The 12,946-nt window shown below is 69.3% G+C and carries 7 protein-coding genes, 1 tRNA gene and 2 pseudogenes; 7 read left to right on the top strand and 3 right to left on the bottom strand.

The window, feature by feature from the left end; all coding sequences use genetic code 11:
- Positions 1–34 precede the first annotated feature (34 nt).
- The 4 genes from tmk to AOK17_RS44535 all read left to right on the top strand — a co-directional run bounded on the left by tmk (position 35) and on the right by AOK17_RS44535 (position 6,800).
- Positions 35–3,346 carry a dTMP kinase gene (gene tmk / locus AOK17_RS44550; protein ID WP_055618358.1) on the top strand — a complete coding sequence of 1,104 codons (3,312 nt, stop codon included), beginning with the start codon at positions 35–37 and terminating at the stop codon, positions 3,344–3,346.
- Between the two features lie 250 nt (positions 3,347–3,596).
- Positions 3,597–4,802 carry a DNA polymerase III subunit delta' gene (locus AOK17_RS44545; protein ID WP_055618357.1) on the top strand — a complete coding sequence of 402 codons (1,206 nt, stop codon included), beginning with the start codon at positions 3,597–3,599 and terminating at the stop codon, positions 4,800–4,802.
- 220 nt (positions 4,803–5,022) lie between these two features.
- Positions 5,023–6,624, top strand: a complete 1,602-nt coding sequence (locus AOK17_RS44540; RefSeq protein WP_055618356.1) for an alpha/beta hydrolase — start codon at positions 5,023–5,025, stop codon at positions 6,622–6,624.
- A 102-nt stretch (positions 6,625–6,726) separates the two neighbouring features.
- Positions 6,727–6,800, top strand: a tRNA-Thr gene (locus AOK17_RS44535).
- Positions 6,801–6,847: 47 nt separating this feature from the next.
- Here the strand turns inward: AOK17_RS44535 and AOK17_RS53055 are convergent.
- Positions 6,848–7,205 (bottom strand): annotated as a pseudogene (locus tag AOK17_RS53055) (tyrosine-type recombinase/integrase); the annotation flags it as partial.
- A 5-nt stretch (positions 7,206–7,210) separates the two neighbouring features.
- On the opposite strand from AOK17_RS53055, the pseudogene AOK17_RS44530 reads away from it, so the two are divergent.
- Positions 7,211–7,651: pseudogene (locus tag AOK17_RS44530) on the top strand (XRE family transcriptional regulator); the annotation flags it as partial.
- Here the strand turns inward: AOK17_RS44530 and AOK17_RS44525 are convergent.
- The gene (locus AOK17_RS44525) at positions 7,635–8,423 is read right to left on the bottom strand and encodes a GntR family transcriptional regulator (protein WP_079053644.1); all 789 of its coding nucleotides are present in this window, start codon (positions 8,421–8,423) and stop codon (positions 7,635–7,637) included. The pseudogene AOK17_RS44530 and the gene AOK17_RS44525 overlap by 17 nt on opposite strands.
- A 138-nt stretch (positions 8,424–8,561) precedes the next feature.
- A complete protein-coding gene (locus tag AOK17_RS51100) occupies positions 8,562–9,554 on the bottom strand; it encodes a hypothetical protein (protein WP_157881537.1) in 993 nt (330 codons plus the stop codon).
- A gap of 872 nt (positions 9,555–10,426) precedes the next feature.
- Between AOK17_RS51100 and AOK17_RS44520 the strand changes: the two genes are divergently transcribed.
- Together AOK17_RS44520 and AOK17_RS44515 are read left to right on the top strand one after the other, a co-directional pair.
- A complete protein-coding gene (locus tag AOK17_RS44520; protein WP_055618355.1) occupies positions 10,427–10,798 on the top strand; it encodes a hypothetical protein in 372 nt (123 codons plus the stop codon).
- Positions 10,795–12,946: tetratricopeptide repeat protein (locus AOK17_RS44515; RefSeq protein ID WP_055618354.1), on the top strand; the 2,152-nt coding region annotated here is incomplete at its 3' end. The genes AOK17_RS44520 and AOK17_RS44515, both read left to right, overlap by 4 nt.

Genomic DNA, 12,946 nt, shown 5'->3' with positions numbered 1-12,946 from the left:
TCGGGGAGTCAGTCCCTCCCGATAGGCTGGCAGGATGACGCGAGCCGAGCAGCCAACGGCCCACAACCCGGCCCCCGACGACGCCCTGGTCGCAGATTCACGGGAGCGCGCCGTCCGGGCGCTGCTGCGCGTGCCGCAACTGAGGCGCTTGTGGAGCGCCCAGCTGGTGGGCGGCATCGGCGACGCGCTCGCGCTGCTGGTGCTGGTCCTGCTGGCCCTCCAGGCGGCGGTCGCCGACGGCTCCTTCGGAGGCGGCTACCGCGGAGTGGCCCTCGCCGTGTCGGCGGTCTTCGGGGCGCGGATTCTCGCCACCCTGCTCTTCGGGGCGGTCCTGCTCGGCCCGCTCACGTCCCTCACGTCACAGGAGGGCCCGCTCGACCGCCGCTGGACCATGGTCGGCGCGGACGGTGTGCGGGCCGCGCTGCTGATCATCGCGCCCCTGTGGATCGACTGGACGCCGGAGAACGCGCTGGCCGTGCTCCTGGTGACGGCCTTCGTCATCGGGGTCGCCGAGCGCTTCTGGATGGTGTGCCGCGAGAGCGCGGCGCCCGCCCTGCTGCCCGCGCCGCCGCTGGAGGGCGCGACGGTACGCCCGCTGCCGGACCACATGGACGCGCTGCGGCGCCTGTCACTGCGTACGGGATTCGCGGCGGTACCCCTCGCGGGTGCCACGCTCGTCGTCGCCGGGCTCGTCAACAACCTGCTGGGCACCGGGCTGGAGTGGTTCGCGCAGCACCAGGCCGCGCTCGCCTCGTACGTCTCCGCGGGCCTGTTCGCCGCGTCCCTGTCGGTACTGACCTTCCTCGAACTGCCCGACGCGCGCACCCCGCGCGCGCGGTCGCCGCTCGAAGGGCTGCGCCGCCCCAAGACCGGCACCGGCATCGACAAGGGCCGCACCGGGGCCATCCCGCTCCTGGTGCTCGCCTGCGCGGCCGTCGCCGGGGCGATCGCGGCGGCCGTCGCCGTCTCCGTGCTGCACGCCAAGGACCTGGGCGGCGGGCCGGTGACGTACGGGCTGCTGGTGCTCGCGCTGACCGGCGGTGTCGTGATCGGCATCCGTACGGCCGCCAAGCTGCTGCCGTCCCTGTCCCGGCGCCGGCTGCTCGCGCTGGCGATCGCCTTCACGGGGATCGCACTGCTCGCCGCCGGCCTCGTCCCGGACGTCACCACGGTCATCCTGATCGTCGCTCTGGCGGGCATCGGCGCGGGCGTCGCCGCCAACACCGGGCACGCCCTGCTCGACCAGGAGGCCGAGGAGTACCGGCGGACGCGTACGACGGAACACCTGCACGCGGTCGTACGGGTCTTCGTGGCCCTGGGCGCGCTGGTGGCCCCTCTGGTGGCCGCCGCCATCGGCCCGCACCGCGTGGAGAACGGCAAGTTCGTGTTCGCGCACGGCGGCGCGGCCTTCACGCTGATGCTGGTCGGCGCGCTGCTGCTGCCGGTCGCCGCGCTGGTGCTGGCCAAGGCCGACGACCGCTCCGGAGTGCCGCTGCGGCACGACCTGCTGGACGCGCTGCGCGGTGGGGACGATCCCGCGCAGGCGGCTGCCGTGAAGGGCTTCTTCATCGCCCTGGAGGGCGGCGACGGGGCCGGGAAGTCGACCCAGGCCGAGGCGCTCGCCGAGTGGATCCGCGCCAAGGGGCACGAGGTCGTGGTGACGCGCGAGCCGGGTGCCACGCCCGTCGGGAAACGGCTGCGGTCGATCCTGCTCGACGTGTCGTCGGCGGGTCTGTCGCACCGCGCGGAGGCGCTGCTGTACGCCGCCGACCGTGCCGAGCACGTGGACACGGTCGTGCGGCCCGCCCTGGAGCGGGGCGCGGTGGTCGTCTCCGACCGGTACATCGACTCCTCCGTGGCGTACCAGGGGGCCGGGCGTGACCTGTCCCCGACCGAGATCGCCCGTATCAACCGGTGGGCGACCGACGGGCTGGTGCCCCATCTGACCGTGCTGCTCGACGTGGCGCCGGAGACCGCCCGTGAGCGGTTCACGGAGGCTCCGGACCGGCTGGAGTCGGAGCCCGCCGAGTTCCACGCGCGCGTGCGGTCCGGTTTCCTGACACTCGCCGCCGCAGACCCGGCGCGCTATCTGGTCGTCGACGCCGGGCAGGAGCCCGAAGCCGTCACGACAGTGATCCGGCACCGGCTCGATGTCGTACTCCCGCTCTCCGAGGCCGAGATCAAGGCCAAGGAGGAGGCCCGCAAGGCCGCCGAGGAGGAGGCGCGTCGGCGCGCCGAGGAAGAGGCCGCCCGCAAGGCCGAGGAGGAGCGGCTGGAGCGCGAGCGCCAGGAGCAGCTCGCCCGGCTGCGCGCGGAGGAAGAGGAGCGCAAGCAGCGCGAGCTGGAGGAGGCCCAGCGGCGCGAGGCCGAGCGGCAGGCCGAGGAGGCCCGGCAGCGCGCCGAGGCGGCACGCGTGCGTGCCGAGGAGGAACGGGTACGGCGGCTCGCCGAGGAGCAGGCCCTCGCGGCCGAGGAGGCGCGCCGGCGCAAGCAGGCCGAGGAGGAGGCGCGGCTCCGGGCCGAGGCCGAGGAGCGGCGGCTGGAGAAGCAGCGGAAGGCCGAGGAGGCGTTGGTCCGGGCCGAGCAGGCCCGGCGGGCGGCGGAGGCGCAGAGGGAGGCGCAGAGGGAGGCGGAGGCTTCCAGCGCGGCTGCGGCGGCTGCCGCGGCGGCGGAGGCTTCGAGTGCGGCTACTGGTGCTGCGGATTCCGGGGCCTCTGGGGCTGCCGGCGGGTCTGGAGGGTCCCGCGGTTCCGGTGGTCCGGCGGCCGGCCGTGACAACGAGACGGTGCCGACGCCCGTCGTGACACCCACGAACGCGTCCGGAGGGCCGGCCGACGAGACGGCGGTGCTTCCTCCGGTGCCGCCTCGCGATGCCGGGCCCGACGACGCCGAGACGACCGTGCTGCCTCAGCCTCCGGCGCCGCAGGGACCGGGGCCGTACGGAGCGGCCGACGAGACCGCTGTGCTGCCGCCGGTGAGGCCGGGTTCGGCTGCCGACGAGACGGCTGTGTTGCCGCCGGTGCGGCCGGGTTCCGCCGCGGACGAGACCGCTGTCCTTCCTCCCGTACGGGATGACCGTGGGGGCGGCGAGCAGGGGAGCGGTCCGGCGGACCGGGTGCCCCCGGGGTATTTCCGTGACGAGCGGCCGGGGCAGGGGAACGAGGGCACCGACGCCCGTACGCGCGAGTTGCCTCAGGTCGACGAGGACGGCACGCCTCGGCGACGGCCCCGTTCGGACTGGGCGGAGGAGACTCCGCTGGACGACCTCCCGACGCTGGCGGACGAACTGCTGGGTCCGCGTGACGAGGATGAGCCGGACGAGGGTCGGGGGCGTCGGCGGCGCTGACGGTGCTGACGGTGCTGACGGTGCTGACGGTGCTGACGGGCGGATCGAGGCCTGTGCCCGCCGGTCTGTGGCCGGGGGCGGGTGTCGGCGGTGATTCGGTCTGTGCGGCGGGTGCCGACAGCGGGCGCTGATGGCGGGTGCCGATCGTGGGCGCCGATGGTGAGGGCGGGGGCCGTGTGGACCGCGTTGTCAGTGCCCTCCCGCACAATGGGTTGCGCAAGGCACCGGTGCGACGGAAGGGCGGCATCCCATGACCGTGTGGGACGACCTGGTGGGCCAGGAGAAGGTGAGCGCGCAGCTCGACGCCGCCGCCCGGGACGCCGACGCCCAGGTCACGGCGGTGGTGGACCACACTCCGGTGGCCGAGGCGTCGAAGATGACGCACGCCTGGCTCTTCACGGGGCCGCCGGGCTCGGGCCGTTCCACCGCCGCGCGGGCCTTCGCCGCGGCCCTCCAGTGCGTGAGCCCCGACCGGGCTCTCGGCGGATCCCCCGGCTGCGGGTTCTGCGACGGATGCCACACGAGCCTGATCGGCACCCACGCCGACGTGCAGATCATCCGTACCGACCTGCTCTCCATCGGTGTGAAGGAGACCCGCGATCTCGTACGCCGGGCACAGATGTCCCCGGCGGGCCGCCGCTGGCAGGTCATCATCGTGGAGGATGCCGACCGCCTCACCGAGGGCGCGGGCAACGTCCTTCTGAAGGCCATCGAGGAGCCCGCCCCCCGCACGGTCTGGCTCCTGTGCGCACCCTCCATCGAGGACGTGCTGCCCACCATCCGCTCCCGCTGCCGTCACCTCACGCTCCGGACGCCTCCCGTGGACGCGGTCGCCGATGTCCTCGTACGCCGTGATGGCATCGAGCCGGACGTGGCGGCTGCCGTGGCCCGCGCCACCCAGGGCCACATCGGGCGCGCCCGCCGTCTCGCCACGGACAAGCGCGCCCGCGAGCGGCGCGCCGCCGTCCTCAAGCTGCCCCTCCGTGTCGACGACGTGGGCGCCTGCCTCAAGGCGGCCCAGGAGCTGATCGACGCGGCCTCCGAGGACGCCAAGCAGGTCGCCGAGGAGACCGACGTCAAGGAGACCGAGGACATGAAGGCGGCGCTCGGCGCGTCCCAGGGCGGCCGGATGCCGCGCGGCACCGCAGGCGTGATGAAGGAGCTGGAGGACAAGCAGAAGCGCCGCAAGACGCGTACGCAGCGCGACAGCCTGGACCTGGCCCTGATCGACCTCACGGCCTTCTACCGCGACGTGCTGGCCCTCCAGTTCGGCACCAGCCTCGCCCTCGCCAACACGGAGCTGCGGGACACCCTGGACCGGCTGGCGCGCGGCTCGTCCCCCGAGACCACTCTGCGCCGGATAGAGGCGATCGCCGCCTGCCGCGAGGCCCTCGACCGGAATGTGGCACCGCTGCTGGCGGTGGAGGCGATGACTATGGCGCTGCGGGCCGGTTGACGCGGGCCCGGGACACACGCTGCGTCTCCCGCCCGGAGTTCCTGACGCACGCCGTCCGTCCCTGTCCGGAGTTCGTGAGGCACACTGCCTGTCCCGCCCGGAGTTCCTGACGCACGCCGCATGCCCCGCACGTCCTGTCCGGAGTTGACGGCGTCACTCGTACGAGGTCGGGTTGACGACTGTAAGCGACCGATTCATCGCGCAGGGTTACGCTCGCTCGATGTACACCAGGCGCCGGCCCAGGTCACCTCGGGCCAACCGATCCCTTCGCGCGTACGGCACGTTGCTCGCCGCCGCCGGACTGCTCGTCTCCGCCTGCTCCGCGGGGAGTTCGACGAGTTCCGCGAGCCCGGCCGGGACGGCGGCGCTGCGCGTGCTGCCGGAGGCCACCCCGTCGGCGCTGGCCTCGTACTACGGTCAGCGGCCGGTCTGGCGCGCCTGTGGTGTCGCAGGCTTCGAGTGCGCGACGCTCAAGGCCCCGCTCGACTACGCCGAGCCGGCCAAGGGCGACGTCCGGCTGGCCGTCTCCCGCAAAAAGGCCACGGGGCCGGGCAAACGGCTCGGTTCGCTGCTGGTCAACCCGGGCGGGCCGGGCGGTTCGGCGGTCGGCTACCTCCAGGCGTACGCCGGAATCGGGTACCCGGCGAAGGTCCGCGCCCGCTACGACATGGTGGCGGTCGACCCGCGCGGCGTCGCCCGCAGCGAGCCCGTCGAGTGCCTCACCGGGCGCGAGATGGACACGTACACGCAGACGGACACGACCCCCGACAACGTGCGTGAGACCGGTGAACTGGTCGATGCCTTCAAGGAGTTCGCGGAGGGATGCGGGCAGCGCTCGGGGAACCTGCTGCGCCATGTGTCCACGGTCGAGGCGGCCCGTGACATGGACATCGTGCGCGCGGCGCTGGGCGACGAGAAGCTGACGTACGTGGGCGCTTCGTACGGCACGTTTCTCGGGGCGACGTACGCGGGCCTGTATCCGGAGCGGGTCGGCCGGCTCGTCCTGGACGGCGCGCTGGACCCGTCGCTGCCCGCGAGGAAGACGAACCAGGACCAGACGGCGGGCTTCGAGACGGCGTTCCAGTCCTTCGCCAAGGACTGCGTGCAGGAGTCGGACTGCCCGCTGGGCGGCGCGGGCACGACGACGGAGCAGGTCGGCAAGAACCTCAAGGCCTTCTTCCGGCAGCTGGACGGCGCCCCCATCGAGGCGGGCGACGCGGACGGCCGCAAGCTGGGCGAGGCGCTGGCGACGACGGGCGTCATCGCCGCGATGTACGACGAGGGGTCCTGGCCCCAACTGCGCGACGCGCTCGACATGGCCATGAAGGACAAGGACGGCGCGGGCCTGCTCGCCCTCTCCGACAGCTATTACGAGCGCGACTCCGACGGCAAGTACGAGAACCTGATGTTCGCCAACGCGGCGGTCAACTGCCTGGACCTGCCGGCGGCCTTCTCCTCGCCCGAGGAGGTGAAGGAGGCGCTCCCCTCCTTCGAGCAGGCCTCTCCGGTCTTCGGCGAGAGCCTCGCCTGGGCCTCCCTGAACTGCGCGTACTGGCCCGTGAAGGCGACCGGCGAAGCCCACAGCATCGAGGCGAAGGGCGCCGCCCCCATCGTCGTCGTCGGCACCGTCCGTGACCCCGCGACCCCCTACCGCTGGGCCCAGGCCCTCGCCGCCCAGCTCTCCTCCGGCACCCTCCTCACCTACGAAGGCGACGGCCACACGGCCTACGGGCGGGGCAGCGCCTGCATCGATTCCGCGATCAACGACTACCTCCTCGAAGGCACCCCTCCGAACAACGGAAAGCGCTGCTCAGGGGCGTGATCGCGCGGTCGGCCCGGGGTGCTCCCAAACCCTGTACGGAGCACCCCCCGATACTGTGTAGACTTACGCACGTTGCCGATCGCACCATAGTTCTGGCAGCACGCCGCCTTAGCTCAGATGGCCAGAGCAACGCACTCGTAATGCGTAGGTCTCGGGTTCGAATCCCGAAGGCGGCTCTGTGGAAGCCTCAGGACTCACTCGCCGTGACCTGGGGCTTTTGCTTTTACCGGATACGGCGACGACGGCGAGCACGAGCCGCGCGACTGCCAGCGGTCTCAGTTCTGGTCTCAGTTGAGGGTTCCGGCTGGGGCATGAAGTGGTCTCCCATCCGGCGCATGGCGTCCTTCGAGAGGTGTGACCTTCCCTTCACGTACCGCCGTGTCTGGCTGATCTGTGTGTGCCGCAGGATCTCCATGATCGTGGGCATGTCCACCCCCCAGCTCGTTCAGGATCGTGCCCACTGTGTGGCGACTTCCGTCGTAGAGGCGACGGTCACCGATGCCCGCTTCCGCCAGAAGCTCCTTAAACTCCTCCCAGTCGTCACGGGGGTCGATGGGGCGGCCATCGGACCGGGTGAACACGGCGCGGCCAGGCCGGATCTCCCCGCCTGCGGGCATGGCTGCACGCCGCTGAAGCGGAGATATGCGCCTATGCCGGAATGCCTGACGACTGCCAGCGGGCACTCGATGCGGCCATGGCGACCATTCCGCCCGGCTCCGATGATCGAGACCCGGACATGGTGAGCATCTTCCTCAATGGCGCCCACCTGGCCCGATGGCGGGGCAACGTCCTTGCTCTGTTGGGTGACGACGAGGCGGTGACCAGCCTGTACGGCGCCCTGGAAGTGGTGGACCCGTCCTTTGTCCGAGCGCAGGCGGGACTTCATGTTGACCTCGTACAGGCTCACTTGGCGCGAGCCGAGTACGACGACGCGAACACGCACCTCAGGCAGGCGCGGCTGTTGGCGAGCCGCACCGGTTCGGTGCGGCAGCGCCGCCGTGTCGACCTGCTCAGTGCGCGGCTGTGAGCCCCGGATTGCCGCGGCTCGCCAGGATGTGGAGGAGGGCCACAAGAGTGCCTGAGGCCATCAGCTCACCGCGCGCCATCAGCCCTTGAATGTCGGTCAGCGACACCCATTCGATGTGCCCCGCCTCTTCCAGGTCCGTCGGCGAGCCAACCTGTTCGGCGCCGTGGCCTACGAAGATCTCGTGAGGTGAGTCGACCATGCCGACCATGGGTTGATACGTGACGATGTGCTCCACGGACTTGGGCCGCCAACCTGTCTCTTCCACGACTTCTCGTAGCGCCGTGTCCGCGGGGTCCTCCTCGTCGTCCACGATGCCGCCAGGTACCTCCCACCCCCACTGTTGTGGGACGAAGCGGTAGCGCCACATCATCAGTACGCGGTCTTGGTCGTCCAGGACTGCGGTGATCGCCACGTGATGGAGCTTCACCACGTGATGCTCGAACCGTGCCACGCCGGGTGGTTCCACGTCCCAGAGCTGAAGCTTGACCCAGCGATTGTCATAGACGTCGCGCTCACCATGGATGCGCCAAGGCTCTAGCCCTTCAGGCGTGTTGACGCTCACCCCGCCAGGAACTCGGTATGAACTCCGCCCGCGAACCTCCAGGGCGCCTTCCGCCACGAGTCGCGCGAGTACTTGCCGCAGTGCAGTCCGGCCGATGCCGAGTTCTTCAACGAGCGCGCGCTCTGAGGGCATCTTGTCGCCGGGCGCGTACTCGCCTGAGGCGAGCCGCGTACGAATCGTCTCGTAGACCTTCGCCGTCTTCGGTCCTATCCGCGGAGCACTCTCCGTTCTGAGTTGGTGCGTACCAGCGTAGTGGGATACAGCCAGGATGCCGGGTGCTCCGTCCCGACGGGTGTAGTGGTGCACTCATGAGTTAATTCCGGCGATTTAGGATGCATGTTTATCAAATTAGGGCGTGGGTTCTTCGGTTCGCGCCAGAAGTCGCTGCGCTAAGTCATGACTCCCGCGTCGACGGATAATCTCGACGTCATCAGTGATCCTTGCGCGCGGGATTCCCTGCAAGATTGTGTCGGTGAACCTGTCGCCGAAATGTTCTCGTAAGCGCTCGACCACACCCTCCAAGTGGGTGCAGTCTAGTGCGCATACCCCTTTCAGAACTTTATCTCTTGATTGAAGTTCTTTCAGTCGATTGAGGTAGGTTATTACCTCGAGAACTCGATGGGGTTTGCGTCTCGATCCCGCCAAAGATAAAAGCGTATCTGCGTCGGCGCTCAGTCTGGCAGTTCGTAGCCCCTCGATCGCCTTGCGCATGTAGATGGGTGCTTGAGTCGACGCCACGTCCCCTAGAAAGTCCCATGTGTGCTCACCCATCTCGGCGAGTCTGAGTCCTACGACGATGGCGGGGGTGGCCTCGGCGCCGTGATAAATAGCGGCAATCCACAGCAGCTCTCCCACTGTTCGATCGTTTTTCGTTGGCCTCACTCGTCTACCAAACTCCGACGTCTCATGGACTTGCGGAAATTTTGAGTCGAGTACCCTCAAGGTTTGAAGGACCTCTTGGGGGCTTTCTTTCCCTGCCGTTCTGATGAACTCAGAGATATCCATCTGCGCTTTCAACATCGGTGCGATAATGCGGGGTAGCCAAGACGACGTTGGGGTACCGTGGCTGTTTTCAACGATCTCCACCAAGTCAAACATTTGCGCTTGTCGGAGAGGTTCTAGGTTCCAGGGGGTGGTCTGCGTATTGGGCATTGGGGAAGTGGTGGGATTCTTATCCGCTGTGATGAATTCGCGCCACCTCGACTGTTCAATCTCATGCGCTGGTAGTGGAATCCCGCTGATGCGCGCATGTTCTGCTAAAGCCTCGATCAGTGAGAGAATCTGGGAAAGATTGAGGGGGCTTTTACCGGAAAACTTATCCTGGATGGTGGATCGCGCCATGGGCGCGTTCCTTCCCTGTCTGCTGATTAGATTCGCGATCTCGCGAACGCTTGGGCTGCCTGCGCGCACTCGTAGTTCTCGCAGTCGACTCGCCAGGTCCAAGATCGCTCCCTCTGGTGTCCGGCAACGTCCGGCTCCGTCCGGAGTCGTCTGGCTGGTTGGAAGAAACCCTAGGTGGGCTGGATCGAACCTGTCCGAGCTTTGACGGACGCTGCCGATGGGTTGGCTCTGCTGACGCCGGACAGCTTGCCTGATGTCTGACGGAGAGCTCCGACTCCCGCGGCAACCTGGGGCAGCGGAGCGCTGAGTTGCTGAGGCTCAGACAGAGCCTTCTGGCTTTAAGACGACGCGGAGGTCGAACGTGATTGAGCCCTACAGTCCCTCCCCCCAGGAGCGGAGCGAGGGCAGCCCTCGCAGGGCTAGCTGGCTGTTGCCTGCGATGACGGCCCTGGCGAGCTTGATCGGTGCGGTTGCTGCGTTGATCACTGCGCTACGTAGTTAAGGCGTCAACTCAAGCGCCCAATTCGGCTCTAGAGAGCACCCTTGTGGCAGCGGCTGGCTGGAGGTTGCCGTGGACGACATCCGTGGATCGGCGATGGGCCCGTCCAATCACTGTAAATCTTCCGGCTTCACCCTCGCAGGTTCGAATCCTGGCGCTGCCGCATGACCGAAAGGGCCTGTGAACAGCAGCAATGCTGATCGCAGGCCCTTTCGGCGTTCCCGAGGCGCGGGGCATCTATCTGCGGGACGCGCCATGTGGCTGACATTGGGTTGGTGGTGTTGGGAGACTGCGTGGGTGGTGCCCGATTTCGGGCGCGTTGGGGAGTATCGGGGGCGTGGTCGTGGCTCGTTGGGTTTCAGGTGTGTGCGCGGTGGCGGCTCTGCTGGTGACGGCTGGGTTGGCGGTCATGCTGGTGATGGGTCGGTTGAATGAGGCCTCGCAGGTGGCCGGGGTGGTGGGGACCGTGCTGTCGGCGGCGGGGCTGGTGGTGTCGGTCGTGGCGTTCTTCCGTACCGCTCCCGGGCCGGTGCGGCGGGTGCGGGGTGGCAGCGTGGCGGTCGCTGGTGATGCGAACGGCGCTGCTCTGGGTGAGGATTCACAGGTTGTCGGGCCGGCATCCGCTCGTGCGCCCAGTGCGGGCGGCGGACAGGTGGACGCGGAGTCGGGGCCGGACGGTATCGCTGTGGGCGGCGACGCGAACGACGCGGCGCTGGGCAAGCGCGCCAAGCGGACCCGCTCTTGAGCAGGGGCACCGGCGCGGACGACAAGGACGGCGTCGGCGGTGTGCCCCGTTTCGTGGGCCGCCGCACTGTCCGGGCCGGGGAGGTCGCGGTCGGCGGTGACGCGCCGGGTTCCGCGCTCGCGCCGGGCTCGCGCGTGATCAACCACAGCACCGTCAACAACGTCCTGCCTGAGGTGCCGTGGCCGTTGCGGGTGGGCGCGGTGCCGCCGCTGGCATCCTCCTTCCAGCGCCGGCCCTCTCTGCGGTCGCTGGTGGAGGCGGCCCGCGCCGACGGCCAGGACGTGGTGCTCGCGCAGCCAGCTGAGTCAGGGCGGGTGCTGGTGGGTGAGGGAGGGGTCGGTAAGTCCCAACTGGCTGCCTCCTACTACATGGACTCCAACGCGGACCTGGCGGTGTGGACCACGGCTAAGGGCGGAACGGGGCAGCTTGTCGCAGACTTCGCGGAGGCCGCAGCCCGGATCAGGGTTCCGGGTGTGTACGGCGAAGATGACCAAGCCGATGCACGGGCCCTGCTGGAGTGGCTGCAGGCCACCGACCGCAGCTGGCTGGTGGTGATCGACGACGTCGAGGACTTGGACCAGGTACTGGACTGGTGGCCCCGCCTTCACCCTCGTGGCTGGGTGCTTGCCACCACCCGCCAGCGCAAGGCCCTGGCCGCCGGACGCACCCGCGTCGACGTGGACGTCTTCACCGAGGCCGAGGCCCACGACTACCTGCATCAGCGTGCCCCCGGCCTGCCTGACCACCCCGGCACCTGCAACGACTACCGGTGCCCGGCCGCATCCATCGCCAGCCTGCTGGGGCGGCTGCCGCTGGCTCTGTCACACGCGGCCGCCTACCTGGACAACAACCGAGACATCACCCCCGCTGCCTACGCGCGGATGCTGGCCGAACCCGGCCGGATGCTGGCTGATGTGCTGCCTGGCGACGGCGCCGATGGCTACGCGCGGGCCGTGCACACCACCATGCTCATCAACCTCGACGCCGTCCAAGCACAAGAGGCTCGCCCCGGCCTGGCCCGCGCGATCCTGGACACCGTCGCTCGGCTGGACCCCAACGGTTCCCCCGCCACCCTGTGGACCAATCCCGAGGCACTTGCCGCCCTGACCGGGCCGGGCCCTCGGTGGTGGCAGCGCCTTAGTCGCCCGCGCACGTCCCGCAACATTCCCGGACTGAGCGGGGTGCACGCCGACCAGATACGCGCGTGCCTGCTCCTGCTGGACCGCTACAGCCTGACCACCCACCAGCCCCCCAGCGGGAACGGGGGCCTTGGACTGGTGCGCATCCATGCTCTGACCGCCCGAGCAGCACGCGACACCACCCCCGTGAAGGAGCGCCACCCGCTCGCCCGCCGCGCCGCCGACGCTCTTTTGGCCCTGTGGCCGGGCCACGGACGCGACCCGGTTCTGCAGCAGACCCTGCGCGCCAATGCCACCGCCTTGCACGAGAGTACGACCTCGGCCCTCTACCAGCCCGACGCACATGCCGTCCTGTTCGAGGCCGGCACAAGCCTCGGCCAAACAGGGCAGGTCACCGCCGCCCGGGACTATTACAGCAATCTCACCGACACAACCACCCACCACCTGGGCCGGGACCACCCCGACACCCTTACTGCCCGGCACAACCTCGCCCGGTATCGGGGGGTGGTGGGGGATGTTCAGGGTGCCGTCGATGAGTTCGCTACGCTGCTGATCGACCGGATTCGGGTGCTGGGGCCGGATCACCCCGACACTCTTTCCACGCGCCACAACCTCGCCCGGTGGCGGGGGGTGGTGGGGGATGTTCAGGGTGCGGTCGATGAGCTTGCTGCGCTGTTGATCGATCAGATTCGGGTGCTGGGGCCGGATCACCCCAGCACTCTTTCCACGCGCCACAACCTCGCCCGGTGGCGGGGGGAGGCTGGGGAAGTTCACGGCGCGGTCGATGAGTTCACCGCGCTGTTGATCGATCGAGTCCGGGTGCTGGGGCCGGATCACCCCGACACTCTTTCCACGCGCCACAACCTGGCTTGGTGGCGGGGGAAGGTGGGGGACGTTCAGGGTGCGATCGATGAGTTCGCTGCGCTGTTGATCGATCGAGTCCGGGTGCTGGGGCCGGATCACCCCGACACTCTTTCCACGCGCCACAACCTCGCCCGGTGGCGGGGGG

It is taken from the genome of Streptomyces phaeochromogenes (assembly GCF_001418655.1).
GTDB classification, from domain to species: Bacteria; Actinomycetota; Actinomycetes; order Streptomycetales; family Streptomycetaceae; genus Streptomyces; species Streptomyces phaeochromogenes.
This window is presented reverse-complemented; position numbering and strand designations above follow the sequence as displayed.